The organism is Bacillus cabrialesii, assembly GCF_004124315.2.
GTDB classification, from domain to species: Bacteria; Bacillota; Bacilli; order Bacillales; family Bacillaceae; genus Bacillus; species Bacillus cabrialesii.
Genome location: NZ_CP096889.1, coordinates 3,763,880 through 3,780,665 on the forward strand (window position 1 = coordinate 3,763,880; position 16,786 = coordinate 3,780,665).

Consider the following 16,786-nt stretch of genomic DNA (forward strand, 5'->3'; position numbering starts at 1 on the left):
GAAACGATTTGTCACCAGCACAAAGAAGAATTTTACTGTATATCCTTTCATTTATCTTTGTCATCGGCGCAGTCGTCTATTTTGTCAAAAGCGATTATCTGTTTACGCTGATTTTTATTGCCATTGCCATTCTTTTCGGGATGCGCGCGCGGAAGGCTGACTCGCGATGAGCATTTTGGATATACACGATGTATCCGTTTGGTATGAACGGGACAACGTCATCTTAGAACACGTGGATTTACATTTAGAAAAAGGCGCTGTTTACGGATTGCTTGGGGTAAACGGCGCCGGAAAAACAACATTGATTAATACGCTGACAGGGGTCAACCGCAATTTCAGTGGGCGCTTTACACTGTGCGGCATTGAAGCCAATGCCGGCATGACGCAGAAAACATCAGATCAGCTGAAGATTCAACGTTACTTCGCCGCCGATTATCCGCTGCTGTTTACAGAAATTACAGCAAAGGACTATGTGTCTTTCGTCCATTCGCTTTATCAAAAGGATTTTTCAGAACAGCAGTTTGCCAGTTTGGCCGAGGCCTTTCATTTTTCCAAATACATCAACAGGAGAATTTCGGAGCTGTCCTTGGGGAACAGGCAAAAGGTTGTGTTGATGACAGGCTTATTGCTGCGGGCTCCCCTGTTTATTTTAGATGAGCCGCTCGTTGGCTTGGATGTGGAATCCATCGAGGTCTTTTATGAGAAAATGCGCGAGTACTGTGAGGAAGGCGGAACCATTTTATTTTCTTCCCATCTGCTCGATGTCGTGCAAAGATTTTGTGATTATGCGGCCATTCTTCACAATAAACAGATCCAAAAGGTCATTCCGATTGGAGAGGAGACCGATCTGCGGCGGGAATTTTTCGAGGTGATCGGCCATGAATAACCTATTCCCCATCATGTCTTTGCTGTTCAAGCAGCTTTACAGCCGGCAAGGGAAAAAGGACGCCATCCGCATTGCCGCAGGTCTTGTGATTCTCGCCGTGTTTGAAATCGGGCTGATCCGCCAGGCCGGCATTGACGAATCAGTGCTGGGAAAAACGTATATCATACTTGCGCTTCTTTTGATGAACACATATATGGTGTTTCTTTCCGTGACATCACAATGGAAGGAATCCTATATGAAGCTGAGCTGCCTGCTGCCGATTTCTTCACGGAGCTTTTGGCTCGCCCAGAGTGTCGTTCTGTTTGTCGACACGTGTTTGAGAAGAACGTTATTCTTTTTTATTTTACCGTTGTTCTTGTTTGGAAACGGAACACTGTCAGGGGCGCAAACATTGTATTGGCTCGGCAGATTTTCGTTTTTTACTATTTACTCAATTATGTTTGGAGTTGTGCTAAGCAACCATTTCGTCAAAAAGAAGAACTGGATGTTTCTGCTGCATGCGGCTGTATTCGCCTGTGTATGCCTCAGCGCCGCTTTTGCGCCAGCCATCACGATTCCGCTATGCGCGGTTCACATGATATGGGCAGTGATGATTGACTTTCCTGTCTTTCTGCAGGCGCCTCCGCAGCAGAGCAAGATGCATTCTTTTTTGCGGAGATCTGCGTTTTCGTTTTATAAAAGAGAATGGAACCGATTTATTACCTCTAAAGCGATGCTGTTAAATTACGCGGTAATGGCGGCGTTCAGCGGCTTCTTTTCGTTCCAGATGATGAACACCGGCATCTTCAATCAGCAAGTGATATATATAGTCATTTCCGCCCTTTTGCTGATCTGCTCGCCGATCGCCCTTTTGTACTCGATTGAAAAAAACGACCGGATGCTGCTCATCACCCTTCCGATTAAACGGAGAACGATGTTTTGGGCGAAATATCGCTTTTATTCAGGCCTATTGGCAGGCGGATTTCTCCTTGTCGCTGTCATTGTGGGCTTTATCAGCGGCCGCCCGATTTCAGCCCTCACTTTTGTGCAGTGCATGGAATTGCTGCTGGCGGGAGCGTTTATCAGGTTAACCGCGGATGAAAAAAGGCCCTCTTTCAGCTGGCAGACGGAGCAGCAGCTATGGAGCGGTTTCTCAAAATACCGGTCTTACCTATTTTGTCTTCCCCTTTTCTTAGCCACATTAGCCGGCACCGCTGTCTCCTTGGCGGTTATTCCGATTGCCGGGCTGATCATAGTCTATTACCTGCAAAAACAGGATGGTGGTTTCTTTGATACAAGCAAAAGAGAACGGCTTGGAAGTTAACCTGCTGAAGACGGATCAATTTTCAACAATCTCAATCGCCGCGAGCTTTCTGAAGCCAATCGAATGCGCGGCGGAGCCTGAAGAAGAAACAATCTATTTTTACGGCGCGGCCGCACATCTGAAGCAGCAAATCATCGACGCTTTCGGTTATGCGGCCGGCAGCCGCTTCATGTATTCTGCGAATCTCTTTTTTGACCGGCACCTGAAAACCTGCGGAACCCGTTTAATTCATCCGTCATGCAACAAGAATCTTCATGTTGATGCCCTCATGAAGACATTTGCAGATATGTCCTTCCCTCCTTCTCTTTCAGCCGATGCTGTTGAAAAGGCAAAGGATGAACTGCTGCTCAAAATCGAAAAGAAACTTGCCGACCCGTTCTCCTACTCGGCAGCACGCTTGGCGGAAGAGGCCTTCGGAAACCCGATGTATGGCACTGCCATGTTTGGCCGAAAAGACAGGATACAAGCAATCCACCCTCAACGGTTTCTAGACGCAGCGGACTTCATCGTTGATTTATTGTCCCAGCATAAACAGCTGAACATATTGGGACAGATACAAGCATGTGATATTCCGGGACAGGCCTCGCAAGCATCCACCGTGACGGCCGGTAGAATACTTGTGAACCGGCATGTTTTTGTAACAGAGACACGCAGCGCAGCAGGCCCTTCCGTCTTGACACTCGGATTTGACTGCGGGCAGATGAAAGATGCCAGCGATTATATCAAAATCCAGCTGATAGACGGGCTGCTCGGAAAGTACGGGCATTCCGCTTTATTCAAGCATTTCCGCGAGAAGGATCTGGCAGTCTATCATGTCATCACCCGTTATGACGTTATGAACAATCTGCTGCTTGTTTCAATATGTACGGATCAGCTTCATGAGAAGGAAGTTCCCCCGCGCGTTTTGGAAGCTGTCTCACATTTTCAAACCAATGAGCGGGAACTGGAACAGGCAAAGCAATTTTTACGGAATGAAATGCTGCTGCAATTTGATTCTCCCGAGGGGCTCTTGGCCTATATGGGAATTCTGCGCTGCTTCTCCTGCACGAAAGAAGACTTGCTGGATGGGATCTCGGCGGTTACATGCCGGGATGTATTGGAATTCATAGCGACTATCAGTTATATCGGAGCTCATGTAGTAAGGGGATGAAGAGATGGAAAAGAAAGCTTTTTTTCAGCATCTGGATGAACAAACCGATATCAAATACACAGACAGCGGGCTGAAAATATTCAGATTGAAATTTCCCCGCGCCCATCTGCGGCTGTGCAATGTGAAAATCGATTTCGGAAGCCGTGATGTCTGCTTACAGGCAGAATCCGGCGACACGCTGCTCCCGTATGGCACAGCGCATTTTTTAGAGCACCTTCTCTTCTGGCATAATGGCCGCAATCTGTACAGTGATTTTTTTGCGCATGGCGCGCTTTTAAATGCGTTCACCACCTACACCGATACCAATTTCATGTTTACCTCATTGCCGGATCGGCTCAGACAGACGATCCCCATCCTGCTTGATGCGTTATGGAACCACTCATTTGACAAGAAAATGATCACTCAGGAAAAAGCTGTGATTACAAGCGAAATTCAAACAGCACACCTCAATCATCAGCTCTCTTACCATTATCAGCTGATCAACATGCTTTCTCCCGCCTCGCCTGCTGCCGTCTTCCCCGCGGGCAGAACCAAGGACATTGAGGCGCTGGACATCCGTGCTTTACAAAAAGCCTACAAGGCCGCCTATCAGCCCCAGCGGATGACGCTGTTCTTGATCGGAGGCTCAGAAGACACGGAAACCCTTTTGCCTTCTCACCAGCGGCTGGAAAAACATCCAGTTCATAAAACAACAGAAAGAAAAATCATTTCCGCATGTCCTCCAATCGCCTCACCAAAAAAGGTGCTGGGTGAGGAGGAGCGGATGGAAGACACGTGGACCGGACTGCAGATCGGCGCACTTCCCGGGCAAAATGATCTGTTGACAGTAAAGCTTTATTGGGACATCGCGTCTCGTATTCTATTTCAATTAGATTCACCGTTTTTTCAAGAGATTCAGCAAACATACCGTCTGGAAATCGATCGATTGTCAGCCGAGGCTCATATTTATGAGGATGGCGGTTTTCTGATCCTTCACAGCCAAGGGACGCATTCTTCGGCTTATATCGATGTCGCTTCCTACTATGTCACACAGCAGAAAAAACAGATTGCGGACTGGCTTCAATACGGCAAGGATTCTTTGACGGACGCAATCATTTATGACAGCGATTATGTGCGTAAATGCTTCGAATGGGCGGCCGAGTGTGACCGGTGCAATTGCTCGTTTCTCGACATATACGGCATCATTCACGAAATGAATAGCCAGGATTTCTTGTCCCTCATTGACGCACTGGCATCTTCCAACAAAGCGGTTATTCACGTTTCTCAGAAAGAGGCGATTGTACAATGAGAAAAAGCACTATGTTTACTTTGTTATTGCTGCTGGCGGGAATGGCGGCTTATTCCTTCGGCTGGGTTCAGGCCGTCGCCAAAGCCGCTGCGCAATATGTACAGATTATTGACAATGATGTTGCACGGCTCGGACTGCTGGCTTGTATCGCTTCCGTCCTGATGCTGCCCGCTTTTCTCTATCTTCGCTATGTCACCCAATCCGTGAAAAACATGACAGCAGCTTTTCAGAAACTCACACAGTCTCATCAAAGCTGCTGTGACTTCCAGCAACACAGATTGTGCAGCCGCTATGCCGAAGATGTCAAATCGCTGCGTGACAGCTATAAAAACGTCCGCCAAACATACGTGATGACTGCTGTATTATGCCAAGTCATCATATTCGGCTGCATGTTCGAAATCGTCAAAGCCGTCCCTTTCCGCCTTCACACGCCCCCTGCCGTTTCAATGGGACTTGCGGTGTTGCTGATTTTGTATTTACTGTTTTACATGCGAACCTACTTGCTGCAGCTTTTCCAGCACGGCACCCTGTTCAGAAAAGTGCTTGTGGGAGCCCTCACAGGAGCCGGAATATGGTGGATGCTCAGCTTTACCATAAGTGAACTGCTGTTTCTGATCATCGTAGCGACGATCCAGCAGATCGGATCATCAATCTATAAGCACATCTCTGATCGCCGCCCCGCTTCTTTTGAACTATAAAGCTTCTACATCGCAATCGCAGACGGACCTGTGCCAACCGGAATCATCATTACGGCTGGATAATCACTCGTGCGGTACACGGTCACGGTATTGTCGCCACGCTGTGCCGCATACATATCCTGATTGTCCGGAGTTGGTTAAATCGTAATGGCGCCCGGTGAAACCCCAAGAGATATCACAGTTTCCACAGAATAATCATCCGTGTTGTAAACAGTAATGTTCTGCTCTAAAAAATGAGTTGCATACAGAAATTCGCCATTCGGAGTAAACGCAAAGTCTCTTGCCGATTGTGGAACATTTCCTATAACGCCTGCACCATTCGGACTTACAAAATACAAATTGCCAGTGAAGCTGTCATGTAAATATACATCTGTTCCGCTCGTAAACATTCTATATTGGCCGTCAGGCTCCAGTTCTTGGGTATCGCTGATCGTAAACGTATTTAAGTCAATAACCGTCAAATAATTGAATAAGAATTCTTGTTCTAAGACATACGCATACCGCTCCGGAGAATCTGTTTCTATGGATGATACGATAAGCTCTCGTTCAATCGTTCCTGTGACTTCACCGGTGAATAGGTCCACTTTTTGCACTAAACCAAAATTAAGAACATAGGCGAATAACCCATTGGGATCAATTGCAAAATCAAACCCTTCCACAGGAATCGACCTATCCACAACTAACGTATCAATTCCAATCACATAAATCACAGTATCGCCGAGAACATAAGCAAATTCATGATTAGGGATAAATTTGATCGATTGTGGCGGCTGATCGAGTATAATGGTTGCTGTTACCGTTAATGTGTCATAATCGATGACAGAAATCATATTATTGTTAAAATGCAAGACAAACACAGCGCTTCCATCCGGAGTTATTTCAATACCTGTCGGCCGGTACGGAAGAGCAATCGTTGTCACAACAGTATGGGTGTTTGTATCAATAACAGAAACTGATTGATCATTTGGATTCGCTGTAAACGCATAAACGGGCTCCGGCTCCGGTACAAGCACAATCGTCCCCGTCACCGATAAAGGACTGCCGTAAAACGGCGGAACAACAACAAGGTTCTCAATCGTGATATCACTGAAATCCGGGCAATCATCCGGTTCATCAGAATAATAAACAACTTGATCGATCTCTGCACTGTGAATGACAGAAACAGCCCCGTTCCCTTGTCCATATTGATTTCGCACAGGTGAGACGCTGACAAGAAGCGTAACGGTTCCCTGCAGGCGTACTGCGAATTGAACATCGATTGCATCGGGCTCAGGCCCCGTCTCAATTAAGCAGCGTTCAATGACACAAGAAAGGCTGTCTGCATTCCAAGCCACGTTTGCAACAGCTTCAGCCGGATCAACGACAAACCCCTCAGGCAATTCAATCGGCGCTTGAAACATTGCTTCACGGCTGGCTTCTTCCTCGCAAAAACATAAACATTCTTCTTGTGCGGCTTTTGCTTTTTCTTTAAAGGAAAGCTTATTTTTTCTCATACCTTCACTTCCTTTTCAGAAATACACTGCTCACGCAGATACAACAGAATATGGAAGGTGAATCTGTTTGCTTGTACAAATTGCCGAGGGTAAAAGCGGGTTTTGAAAAAATCCCCTCCGATATGCGGTGTAACGAAAGAAAACATTGCGGTTTTTTTGCGCTTCTCACAAGAATGATGATGATAAAATATGACATATATAGAATAATGAAGGGAGGGATTTGCAAACGTGACAGGTGTCATATCTTCTTCTTCCGTCGGAGAAAAGATTAACGAATGGTATATGTACATACGCCGATTCAGCATACCCGATGCAGAATATTTGCGAAGAGAAATCAAACAAGAGCTGGATCAAATGGAAGAAGACCAAGATCTTCATTTGTACTATTCACTGATGGAATTTCGGCACAACCTGATGCTTGAGTATCTTGAACCGCTGGAAAAAATGCGGATCGAGGAACAGCCGAGATTGTCTGATTTACTGCTTGAGATTGATAAAAAACAGGCTCGTTTAACTGGAGTCCTTGATTATTACTTTAATTTCTTCAGGGGCATGTATGAGCTGGATCGCCGTGAATATGTATTAGCCATTCAATTTTTTAAGAAAGCAGAGAGCAAACTGATTTTTGTAAAAGACAAAATTGATAAAGCTGAATTCTTTTTCAAAATGTCAGAAGTCTATTACTATATGAAACAAACTTATGTCTCGATGGACTATGCACGGCAAGCATTCGAAATATACAGTGAACAGACTACATATGATATTAGAATGATTCAATGCCAGTCCTTATTCGGAGCCAACTTTTTGGATTTAAAACAATATGAGAAAGCAATTGCTCATTTTCAAAAAGCCTTTACACTTGCCGAGGCAGAGCAGCAGCCGCAATTAATGGGAAGGACGCTTTATAACATAGCGCTCTGCAAACAAAACCAAAACAGTTTTGAATCAGCGATAGAGTATGTAAAAAAATCTATTCGAGTATTTGAAAGATCTAAAATGCTCCCTTCTCTGCCACAAGCTTTTTTCCTAATTACACAAATTTATTTTAAATTAGGTAAGATGGATAACGCTTGTGAATATCATAAAAAAGGAAAAGAATATTCAGCAGCTGCGGGAGATACTGTGTACTTAACAGAGTTTGAATTTTTGGAATCTTTATACTTGTCTGGACCGGATGAGGAACGAATAGAAAAATGTTTTGTTTTCCTTGAAAGTAAAATGATGTATGCTGATATTGAAGACTTCGCACTTGATGTAGCTAAATATTATCATCAACAGGAAAATTACAAAAAAGCATCTCATTACTTTTTAAAGGTTGAAGAAGCAAGACAGCACATTCAAGGGGGGGTGAATTTATATGAAATGGAAGTATAAATTATTACTCGCTTGTTTAGCTGTGAGTGCTGTATTTATCACAATCGAAGTATCAAATTCATCAACAGAACATTTTGATGTTGCACAACGCGCCATGATCTAAAACCGCCGACTTTCGGCGGTTTTTTTCTCCCCTCTTGCCAGTCTTCCATGCCTTGTCGTGGGAGAGGATGGCCAGTATTATGTCTCTGGGTCGTGTGAAAACCCACTTTGAACAGTGGAATCGGGAACAGGATGCCATGGCGTTTGAAACATCATGCGCGACAGTTGAACAGGCCGCTGAGACGATCGGCGTGACTCCGGCGAGGTTGCTAAGACGCTGTCCTTCAGAAGAGAAGGAGATCAGGCGATTCTGATTGTGGCCGCCGGCGATGCCAAGATTGACAACAAATAGTTTTGACTTTAAAGCAAGAATGCTCTCTCCTGACTAGGTGCTGAAGCATACAGGTCTTGAAACTGGAGGCGTATGCCCGTTTGGATTGGCTCATGATCTGGAAATTTGTCTTGATGTATCGGTGAAGCGGTTTGAAACTGTTTTTCCGGGCACGTGCAGCAGAAACTCTGCTATTGAACTGACATTGAAAAAATGAGTTGATGTTCGGAAAGGCTGGGAATAAAAAACATCCAGACAACGGGACTGACCCCATAAGATGAGACAAATAAAAACACCTTCAAGTTTGAAAACGGATGATTGTTATCCGAAATTAGACTTGGGGGTGTTTTTTCTATGGGGACAAGAGTGAGTTATCCGGTTGAAGTGAAACAGAAGGCTGTAGAAATGAGATTGGCAGGCGTACCTATGAAAGAGATCATGCAGGAGTTGAATATTAAGAATAAGACACAGATTCAGACATGGGTTAGATGGTACAAGGCTGGTGATACACATCGATTCGAACAGCCTGTTGGAAAGCAATACACTTACGGAAAAGGTCCAGAGTATTCTTCCGAATTAGAGAAACTGCAGGCAGAGAACCGTTACCTGAGACAACAGAATGAAGTGTTAAAAAAGTACAACGAATTGGAAAGGAAGTTGATAGCGAAACGTCAGTCGAACTTGTAGAAGTATTGTGCAGCACAATGACCGTGCAGGATATCTGTATTCATTTAGGTATCTCTCGAGCGTCTTATTATCGTTGGAAGAAGAATCGGATGAAGGATCATCCCAAGCGACATTTGGAAAAACAAATCGGTACGTTGTGCCGAGAGCACAAGTATCGATATGGATATCGGAAAATCACAGCCATTTTAAAAAAGGGAATGCGTATCAACCATAAAACGGTTCAACGTATTATGCAGAAAAATCAGTGGCAGTGCCGGGTTAAGGTGAAAAAGCGTAAGAAGAATGGGCAGCCATATGCCGTAGTCGATAATATATTGGATCGGAACTTTCAGTCTGATCGCCCTCTTGAAAAACTAGTAACGGACATCACATATTTGCCTTATGGACAGAAACAATTGTACCTTTCCAGTATATTAGATTTATACAATGGAGAAGTGATTGCTTATACGATTGGCGATAAGCAGGACACAGACTTTGTCTTAGACACACTTGAGCAGCTGCCAACATTGCCTGAGAACTGCGTGTTACATAGCGACCAAGGTTCTGTGTATACATCCTACGAGTATCAAAAAGCTGTTAACACAAAAGGCATTATCATGAGCATGTCCCGCAAAGGGACGCCCGCTGATAATGCCTCCATCGAATCGTTTCATTCCTTACTAAAGTCTGAAACGTTCTATCTTAACAGCATTGATCGAACTACGACCGCCATCGTAGAACGCACTGTCACAGAATACATTCATTATTATAACAATATTCGTATTCAAACGAAACTAAACAACCAATCACCGATAAACTATCGGCAATTGGCTGTTTAAAAGGTGTTTTGATCCCTGTCTCAAAAACGGGGGTCAGTCCCAACGTCTGGATGTTTTTTATTTCACAAACCCAAGCAGCATCTCACGGATGATTTTGCTGGCTGTGTTTGCCGTTTGTTCTGAGTGGTCGTACACCGGCGCGACTTCTACTAAGTCAGCGCCCTTCACGTTCACCTCTGAACGCGCGATTTCATGGACGGATGCAAGCAGTTCTTTAGACGTGATGCCGCCTGCGTCCACCGTTCCAGTTCCCGGGGCGTGCGCAGGGTCTAGTACGTCAATATCGATTGTGACATAAACCGGACGTCCCGCGAGCTTCGGAAGAACTTCCTTCAGCGGTTCAAGCACTTCAAATTTTGAGATGTGCATGCCGTTTTCCTTCGCCCATTCAAACTCTTCTTTCATGCCGGAACGAATTCCGAATGAATATACATTTTGCGGCCCGATTAATTCTGCCGCTTTGCGGATCGGCGTAGAATGAGAAAGCGGTTCTCCCTCATAATCGACGCGAAGATCTGTATGTGCGTCAAAATGGATAATCGCAAGGTCTGGATATTTCTTGTACATCGCTTTAATGACAGGCCATGACACGAGATGCTCCCCGCCCATGCCCATTGGGAATTTCCCTTTTTCCAAGATGCTGTCCACGTATTCCTCAATCATATCAAGGCTTCTCTGCGGATTACCGAACGGCAGCGGAATGTCGCCGGCGTCAAAGAAGTTCAGGTCGGCCAGATCACGGTCTAAATACGGGCTGTATTCTTCAAGGCCGATTGACACCTCGCGAATTCTGTTCGGGCCAAAGCGTGAGCCCGGACGATAGCTGACCGTCCAGTCCATCGGCATGCCGTAAAGGATGGCGTCCGCCCCTTCCCACTCTGGACGGCTCGCGATAAATACTTTTCCTGAATAAGCTTCATCAAATCTCATCTGTAATACCCTCGCTTTCCTGTAAAAAAGCGCAAGATTCGCTCCTGCGCCATAAGATCATTATTTAATCAGGTCACTCACAAATTTCGGCAGAACAAACGCCGCTTTATGAATATCTTTTGTGTAATATTTCGTATCAATATCGAAGAAACGGCTGTCTTCCACTGCGAGCGGATCATATTTTTTCGAGCCGATTGTAAATGTCCACAAACCGCTTGGGTATGTTGGAATGTTAGCAGTATACAGCTTCGTAATCGGGAAGATTTCCTTCACGTCGCGCTGTACATTTGTGATTAATTCCGGCGTAAACCATGGGTTGTCCGTCTGAGCGACGAAAATGCCGTCATCTTTCAGCGCCTTCGCGATTCCCGCGTAGAATCCTTTTGTAAACAGGTTTACAGCCGGTCCGACAGGTTCAGTTGAATCTACCATAATCACGTCATATTGATTTTCAGATTTCGCAATGTGCATAAATCCGTCATCCACCTGAACGTCAACGCGCGGATCGTCCAGTTTGCCTGCGATAGAAGGAAGGAACTTTTTAGAGTATTCGATGACCTTGCCGTCAATATCAACAAGAGTCGCTTTTTTCACGCTCGGATGCTTCAGGATTTCTCTGATGACGCCGCCGTCACCGCCGCCTACAACAAGAACGTGCTCCGGATTTGGGTGCGTGAATAGCGGGACATGCGCCACCATTTCGTGATATACGAATTCGTCTTTTTCAGATGTCATGACCATGCCGTCCAAAAACAGCATGTTGCCGAACTCTTCTGTTTCCACCATTTCTAAATGCTGAAACTCCGTTTGTTCTGTATGTAACGTTTTATTAACCTTCAATGTAATGCCAAAGTTTTTCGTCTGCTTCTCTGTGTACCAAAGTTCGCTCAATTGTCATCTCCCTTTCAAGGCTGTATTTATTTATTGTAAGCGTCTTTTCAGCTTTTATTCTCGGTTGAAATCTCATTTTCACCTAAGGAAAAAGTATAGAGGATGGCGGGGAAAAAGTAAAGATGCGTCCCGTTCTCTGATGTTTAAAAACGATCTTTTTTTCTCATAATAGTAGAAACATAAAAAAAGGGGGAACCCGTTGTGGACGCAATGACAAATAAACGGCTGAGACTGACGCTGAAAACCGTTCGCGCCTTTATCTTTTTAGGGGCTTTGGCGGCCTTAGCGGCGGCGGCTGTGTTTATGACTGTCATTTTGATAGCCAAATACCAAGGCGCTCCCTCGGTGCAAGTGCCGCAATCCACGATTTTGTACGCGAATGACGGCTCAAAGCTCGGAGAAACGAATTACGGAGAAAAGCGCTATTGGGTCCCCTTAAAGGACATGAATCCGACGATTGTAAAAGCGACAGTGGCGGTTGAAGACCAGAATTTCTACGATCACCATGGCTTTGACTATAAACGCATGGCAGGCGCGGCGCTTGCTGATCTGAAAGCATTTGCCAAGGTTCAAGGCGCAAGCACCATCACCCAGCAATATGCGAGAAACTTATACCTTGAACACGATAAAACGTGGAAACGGAAATGGAATGAGGCATTCTACACGATCCGTCTGGAACAAAACTATTCTAAGGACGAGATATTAGAAGGCTATTTAAATACGATTTATTACGGCCACGGTGCCTACGGTATTGAAGCCGCTTCCCGCCTGTATTTCGGCAAGCATGCGAAAAACCTGACGGATGCGGAGGCGGCGCTTTTGGCGGGAATTCCGAAAGGCCCATCCGGCTATTCGCCGTATGTCAATGAAACGAAGGCCAAGGAGCGCCAGAAAACGATTGTGCGGATGATGGAAAAGCAGCGGATGATCAGCCAAAAGAAAGCGGATGAGCTCATCAAAGAACCTCTTTCCTATCAGCCCTTGAATAAACAAGTTTCCAAGAGAAAGGCTCCTTACTTCTATGACAATGCCATGAAAGAGCTGGAGAAAACGCTCGGCATGACGCGGGAGCAAATTGAAACGAGCGGGTTAAATGTCTACACAACAGTAGATAAACGGATGCAGCGCATCGCCGAGGAGACCATTACCGAAACGGTTAACGCCGGCTCTGACATTCAAGTCGGGTTTTCAGCCATTGATCCCCGCACAGGAAACGTTCTCGCCCTTGTCGGCGGCAGGGATTATCAAAAAAGCCCGTTTGACCGGACGACACAGGCTAAGCGCCAGCCCGCTTCGACGATCAAGCCTTTGCTGTATTATAAAGCGATTCAGAGCGGATTCACGCCTGTCACCTTGATGAAAAGCGAAGAAACCGAGTTTCAAATTGATGCAAAGGGAGAAACCTATTCTCCAAGCAACTATAACGGATACTACGCCAATAAACCGATAACGCTTCTGCAGGCGCTGGCGCTTTCCGACAACATTTACGCTGTAAAAACACATCTTTTTCTAGGCACGAACAAACTCGTTCAGGCGGCAAAGGAATTCGGCATCACCGCCCATCTTCAAGCGCTGCCGTCCCTGGCGCTCGGCACTGAACCCGTGCGCCCGATTGAGATGGTCAACGCCTACGCCATGCTCGCAAATGGCGGAAAGAAAATCGAACCGACTTTTATCTCAAGGGTCACGGACGCGGCGGGACATGCGCTGTATGAAAACCCGAATCAGCATAAACAAGTGCTTGATGAAAAAGCCGCCTTTGTCACAGCGAGTATGATGACAGGCATGTTTGATACGGATTTAAACGGCTATACGTCGGTAACCGGACGGACAATCGCCAATCGCTTGACAAGGACGTACGCGGGAAAATCAGGAACCACCAGCGCAGACAGCTGGATGATCGGCTTCAATCCGAAGCTGGCCGCAGGTGTTTGGACGGGCTATGACAAAAACAGCACGATCGACTCGGTCGAAGAAAAAAGCTACGCCAAAACAATTTGGGCGGACTTCATGGAGGATGCGCTCAAAGGAGAACCGGAAATGGCGTTCAAACCGCCAAAAGGCGTAACCGGCGTGTACATTGATCCGAAAACAGGCTACTCATCCGGCCCCGGTTGTGCAGCCAAGCATTACACGTATTTTGTGAAAGGCACAGAGCCGGCAAACGTCTGCTACGGGGCGGAACCCGCTAAACAAACAAAAGACCGGCTTCCAGCCAAAGAAAAGCCGGCTTCCCCAAAAAAGTGGTGGGATAAATGGCTGGGGCGGAATCATTGAAAATAACCCGGCTCCTCGGAGGCCGGGTTATTCGTATGGTTCGTCAATGACCCATGGAAGAAGCGTAACACAATCGAGCTGAATAATTGGTTTTGGGAAACCCTTAGGAATGTAAATTTGGTGCCGAGGCTCTGAAAATGAAATATGCCACGACAAATCAATCCTTTCCGGGTTCAATTCTTGTTTTCCTTCTACAATACGGCCTACTATAAAATAACTGGCTATATAAAAGTGCAGATTATCTTTAATCCCATGATAATTAATATCTGTACATTTGGACGGAATGAGACCTAAACCTTCTAAGACATGAAATTTTTCAACCGGCAGTTCATTCACTGCCTCATAGTAGTTCAGACAGTTACCGCATTCACACATATCCTCTATATCTTTCTCATACTGCTTTCTCGTTTCTTCTACGTCGGCTTTTATCACCCAGTCTCCGACTCGAATGGTTTCGTACATCATATCCCCCTAAAAATGAAAAACCCCGAGTCTTGTTTCGGCTCGGGATTTTCCATGTCCTATTTCTGTATCACCAGTTTACTCAATGTGCACGAAAAATAGCTCAAATATTCTAAAAGTTCACATAAAGTTCACAAATTAATTGTCTTCCGGAAGCAGGCCTGTTTTTAATTCATCTGAGGATCGGTCCCATACGCCTTGATCGTGTTTTTTCAGAAACTCGCCGAGCACGCGCTTCGAGCTGTCGTCCATTTTATCGACGATAATTTTCCGCTTCATGGATTTATCCATCAGATTCACATGCTCAGGCAGCGATTTGTAGCCTCTTCTAATGCTTCTGTCAACCGTCATTTCACAGGCTGTCACACCGGCGTAATAAGGCCCCTCTTCTTTTCTGTCAATCGTCACCCACACAAGCCAGTACGGTTTTCCGTTTGGAACTTCTTCTTTATTCGGCAGAAATTTAATTCCTTTTTCAACGGTGCTGCGGGCGTGCATGGCGCCGATATCAACGAACGCTTCTTTTTCCTCTACATCGACGAATACGGGAGAAATGTTATCAAGGCTGAGCGCCCCTACGCCGAAACCGCCATGTCCGTCTGTCGGATCACTTTTGATAATATTGAATCCGATTGATTTTTTCTTTTTTTCTTCCATGAGTTCTACCTCCTACAAAAGCGGTTGAAATATCGCTGAAAACAGCTGTAAAATCCGATCTCTTCCGGCATTGAGCAGCGGCCAAAGCACGTAAGATCCGAGCGGTGTCACAAACAGAACCAAAAAGACGATAAAGCCGTAGCTCTCCGCCTGCGTCATCTTGGCACGCACCCCCGGCGGAACGAGATCTTCAATAATTCGATAGCCATCGAGCGGAGGAAGCGGCAGCAGATTAAATAAAAACAAGACAAGATTCAGCTGTATCCAAATGGAAAAAAACTGATCCAGCCCCGTGCTGAACGCCGCAAGCATCTCCATTCCGTATGCATGCATCAACACTAACAAAAAGAAACCGATAAACGCAAGAATCAGGTTACTGACAGGCCCGGCGATGGATACGAGCACACCCGCAAGCCGCGGTTTCTTAAAGAAGCGGCGATTAACGGGAATAGGGCGCGCCCACCCGAAGCCGGCCACCAGAATCAAAATGGTTCCGAACGGATCAAGGTGTTTAATGGGATTCAGCGTCAGCCTTCCTTGTTTTTTCGCCGTATCGTCACCGAATTTGTATGCGACATAAGCATGGGCAAGCTCGTGCATCGTAAACGACACAATTAACGTGATGACGAGGTATGGCATTAAAGATAATGGATAGTATAAAAAACGGTCCAAGTGAGATATCCCTCTTTCTCAAAATGCAAGAATTTACTTTATTCAGTATACTATAAGAAGCCTCTTTTTCTAAAGAGAGGAAACGAGATAAAGGAGGATTCAGCACCCATGCCATACGTAACCGTCAAAATGCTCGAAGGCCGTACAGACGAGCAAAAACGCAATCTTGTCGAGAAAGTAACAGAAGCCGTAAAGGAAACAACCGGTGCTTCTGAAGAAAAAATTGTTGTGTTTATAGAAGAAATGAGAAAAGACCATTATGCCGTCGCAGGCAAACGCCTGAGCGATATGGAATAATCTCTATAAGCCGGCGCTACGCGCACCGGCTTTTTCTATCCCTATTGGGTCAGCTTCGCAATAATCGCTAATAATGCCTTTTTCTCTTCGGCTGTCAAACGCTCAAACATGCCGTCAATCAGCTGCTGGCGGTTTTCGATCATTTGTTCAGCCACTCCCCGGCCCGAATCAGAAAGCGTAATCCATACAGTGCGGCGGTCATTGTTATTTCTGGATCTCTCAATAAACCCCTCCTGCTCTAAATGATTCAGAGCGGTGGTTGTGGCAGAGGGAGACAGTGTGACCTCCTTCAGAATATCCTTTATGGTGCAGCTCCCATGTCTGTATATGATCCGCAGAATAAATCCTCTTACATTATTCACGTGTTTCGGAACGGTGGCTTCATCTATTTGCTTCGTGCTTTTTAAATATTTTGTAAGTGCGTGATCAAGCAAATTTGCTTCCAGTTTGTCATGGTCCATGTCAATTTCCCCATTTCGAGATGCATTCATAACATACGAACGATATGATTTACTTATTATTTTACTGAT

18 protein-coding genes and 1 pseudogene are annotated in these 16,786 nt (G+C 45.6%); 12 read left to right on the plus strand and 7 right to left on the minus strand.

Features of this window, described 5'->3' with window-relative positions; all coding sequences use genetic code 11:
• Positions 1-8: 8 nt before the first annotated feature.
• Genes albB through EFK13_RS19265 form a run of 6 tightly spaced genes read left to right on the plus strand, consistent with a single transcriptional unit; the run spans position 9 to position 5,325 of the window.
• On the plus strand, positions 9-170 hold the full coding sequence (gene albB / locus EFK13_RS19240) for an antilisterial bacteriocin subtilosin biosynthesis protein AlbB (RefSeq protein WP_003222006.1): 162 nt from the start codon (positions 9-11) through the stop codon (positions 168-170).
• Complete coding sequence (locus EFK13_RS19245) at positions 167-886, plus strand: ABC transporter ATP-binding protein (RefSeq protein ID WP_129507288.1); 720 nt, start codon at positions 167-169, stop codon at positions 884-886. Before albB ends, EFK13_RS19245 begins: the two co-directional genes overlap by 4 nt.
• Entirely contained in the window at positions 879-2,189 is a 1,311-nt protein-coding gene (albD, locus tag EFK13_RS19250) for an antilisterial bacteriocin subtilosin biosynthesis protein AlbD (RefSeq protein WP_129507287.1), read from the plus strand. Before EFK13_RS19245 ends, albD begins: the two co-directional genes overlap by 8 nt.
• Complete coding sequence (locus tag EFK13_RS19255; RefSeq protein WP_129507367.1) at positions 2,179-3,339, plus strand: insulinase family protein; 1,161 nt, start codon at positions 2,179-2,181, stop codon at positions 3,337-3,339. Before albD ends, EFK13_RS19255 begins: the two co-directional genes overlap by 11 nt.
• 4 nt (positions 3,340-3,343) lie before the next feature.
• Entirely contained in the window at positions 3,344-4,627 is a 1,284-nt protein-coding gene (locus EFK13_RS19260; RefSeq protein ID WP_129507286.1) for a M16 family metallopeptidase, read from the plus strand.
• Positions 4,624-5,325 carry a bacteriocin biosynthesis protein AlbG gene (locus tag EFK13_RS19265; RefSeq protein WP_129507285.1) on the plus strand — a complete coding sequence of 234 codons (702 nt, stop codon included), beginning with the start codon at positions 4,624-4,626 and terminating at the stop codon, positions 5,323-5,325. Before EFK13_RS19260 ends, EFK13_RS19265 begins: the two co-directional genes overlap by 4 nt.
• A 137-nt stretch (positions 5,326-5,462) precedes the next feature.
• Here the strand turns inward: EFK13_RS19265 and EFK13_RS19270 are convergent, their stop codons facing one another.
• Positions 5,463-6,818, minus strand: a complete 1,356-nt coding sequence (locus EFK13_RS19270; RefSeq protein WP_129507284.1) for a YncE family protein — start codon at positions 6,816-6,818, stop codon at positions 5,463-5,465.
• Positions 6,819-7,046: 228 nt separating this feature from the next.
• Between EFK13_RS19270 and EFK13_RS19275 the strand changes: the two genes are divergently transcribed.
• The 4 genes and pseudogenes from EFK13_RS19275 (at position 7,047) to EFK13_RS19290 (ending at position 10,070) form a co-directional block, all read left to right on the plus strand.
• Complete coding sequence (locus tag EFK13_RS19275; RefSeq protein WP_129507283.1) at positions 7,047-8,192, plus strand: response regulator aspartate phosphatase; 1,146 nt, start codon at positions 7,047-7,049, stop codon at positions 8,190-8,192.
• A complete protein-coding gene (locus EFK13_RS19280) occupies positions 8,176-8,295 on the plus strand; it encodes a PhrC/PhrF family phosphatase-inhibitory pheromone (RefSeq protein WP_129507282.1) in 120 nt (39 codons plus the stop codon). Before EFK13_RS19275 ends, EFK13_RS19280 begins: the two co-directional genes overlap by 17 nt.
• Before the next feature lie 79 nt (positions 8,296-8,374).
• Positions 8,375-8,782, plus strand: a pseudogene (locus EFK13_RS19285) (YbaK/EbsC family protein).
• Positions 8,783-8,919: 137 nt separating this feature from the next.
• Positions 8,920-10,070 (plus strand): IS3 family transposase gene (locus EFK13_RS19290; RefSeq protein WP_248894257.1). Its coding sequence is split into 2 segments (ribosomal slippage): positions 8,920-9,193 and positions 9,193-10,070, totalling 1,152 coding nucleotides; the frame shifts between segments, so codons are not numbered across the junction.
• 57 nt (positions 10,071-10,127) lie between these two features.
• On the opposite strand, the gene speB is transcribed toward EFK13_RS19290, so the two are convergent.
• On the minus strand, positions 10,128-11,000 hold the full coding sequence (gene speB, locus EFK13_RS19295) for an agmatinase (protein WP_064815950.1): 873 nt from the start codon (positions 10,998-11,000) through the stop codon (positions 10,128-10,130).
• A gap of 60 nt (positions 11,001-11,060) precedes the next feature.
• A complete protein-coding gene (gene speE, locus EFK13_RS19300) occupies positions 11,061-11,891 on the minus strand; it encodes a spermidine synthase (RefSeq protein ID WP_129507260.1) in 831 nt (276 codons plus the stop codon).
• Between the two features lie 201 nt (positions 11,892-12,092).
• Between speE and EFK13_RS19305 the strand changes: the two genes are divergently transcribed.
• A complete protein-coding gene (locus EFK13_RS19305; protein WP_129507259.1) occupies positions 12,093-14,168 on the plus strand; it encodes a transglycosylase domain-containing protein in 2,076 nt (691 codons plus the stop codon).
• Positions 14,169-14,195: 27 nt separating this feature from the next.
• On the opposite strand, the gene EFK13_RS19310 is transcribed toward EFK13_RS19305, so the two are convergent.
• The 3 genes from EFK13_RS19310 to EFK13_RS19320 form a co-directional block, all read right to left on the minus strand.
• The gene (locus EFK13_RS19310; protein ID WP_240034933.1) at positions 14,196-14,633 is read right to left on the minus strand and encodes a hypothetical protein; all 438 of its coding nucleotides are present in this window, start codon (positions 14,631-14,633) and stop codon (positions 14,196-14,198) included.
• Between the two features lie 135 nt (positions 14,634-14,768).
• The gene (locus EFK13_RS19315) at positions 14,769-15,287 is read right to left on the minus strand and encodes a YwhD family protein (protein WP_129507258.1); all 519 of its coding nucleotides are present in this window, start codon (positions 15,285-15,287) and stop codon (positions 14,769-14,771) included.
• 12 nt (positions 15,288-15,299) lie between these two features.
• Positions 15,300-15,959 carry a site-2 protease family protein gene (locus EFK13_RS19320; protein WP_129507257.1) on the minus strand — a complete coding sequence of 220 codons (660 nt, stop codon included), beginning with the start codon at positions 15,957-15,959 and terminating at the stop codon, positions 15,300-15,302.
• Positions 15,960-16,067: 108 nt separating this feature from the next.
• Between EFK13_RS19320 and thmT the strand changes: the two genes are divergently transcribed.
• Positions 16,068-16,256, plus strand: coding sequence for a 2-hydroxymuconate tautomerase (thmT, locus tag EFK13_RS19325; RefSeq protein ID WP_003222038.1), 189 nt, complete (start codon positions 16,068-16,070; stop codon positions 16,254-16,256).
• A gap of 41 nt (positions 16,257-16,297) precedes the next feature.
• Here the strand turns inward: thmT and EFK13_RS19330 are convergent, their stop codons facing one another.
• Complete coding sequence (locus EFK13_RS19330) at positions 16,298-16,717, minus strand: MarR family transcriptional regulator (protein ID WP_129507256.1); 420 nt, start codon at positions 16,715-16,717, stop codon at positions 16,298-16,300.
• Between the last annotated feature and the right edge of the window lie 69 nt (positions 16,718-16,786).

Coding starts and splice junctions, on each gene's coding strand:
- EFK13_RS19310 (WP_240034933.1), bottom strand. CDS start 14,633: ATGATGTACGAAACCATTCGAGTCGGAGACTGGGTGATAAAAGCCGAC.
- EFK13_RS19315 (WP_129507258.1), bottom strand. CDS start 15,287: ATGGAAGAAAAAAAGAAAAAATCAATCGGATTCAATATTATCAAAAGT.
- albD (WP_129507287.1), top strand. CDS start 879: ATGAATAACCTATTCCCCATCATGTCTTTGCTGTTCAAGCAGCTTTAC.
- EFK13_RS19330 (WP_129507256.1), bottom strand. CDS start 16,717: ATGGACCATGACAAACTGGAAGCAAATTTGCTTGATCACGCACTTACA.
- EFK13_RS19280 (WP_129507282.1), top strand. CDS start 8,176: ATGAAATGGAAGTATAAATTATTACTCGCTTGTTTAGCTGTGAGTGCT.
- EFK13_RS19245 (WP_129507288.1), top strand. CDS start 167: ATGAGCATTTTGGATATACACGATGTATCCGTTTGGTATGAACGGGAC.
- EFK13_RS19265 (WP_129507285.1), top strand. CDS start 4,624: ATGAGAAAAAGCACTATGTTTACTTTGTTATTGCTGCTGGCGGGAATG.
- thmT (WP_003222038.1), top strand. CDS start 16,068: ATGCCATACGTAACCGTCAAAATGCTCGAAGGCCGTACAGACGAGCAA.
- speB (WP_064815950.1), bottom strand. CDS start 11,000: ATGAGATTTGATGAAGCTTATTCAGGAAAAGTATTTATCGCGAGCCGT.
- EFK13_RS19260 (WP_129507286.1), top strand. CDS start 3,344: ATGGAAAAGAAAGCTTTTTTTCAGCATCTGGATGAACAAACCGATATC.
- EFK13_RS19270 (WP_129507284.1), bottom strand. CDS start 6,818: ATGAGAAAAAATAAGCTTTCCTTTAAAGAAAAAGCAAAAGCCGCACAA.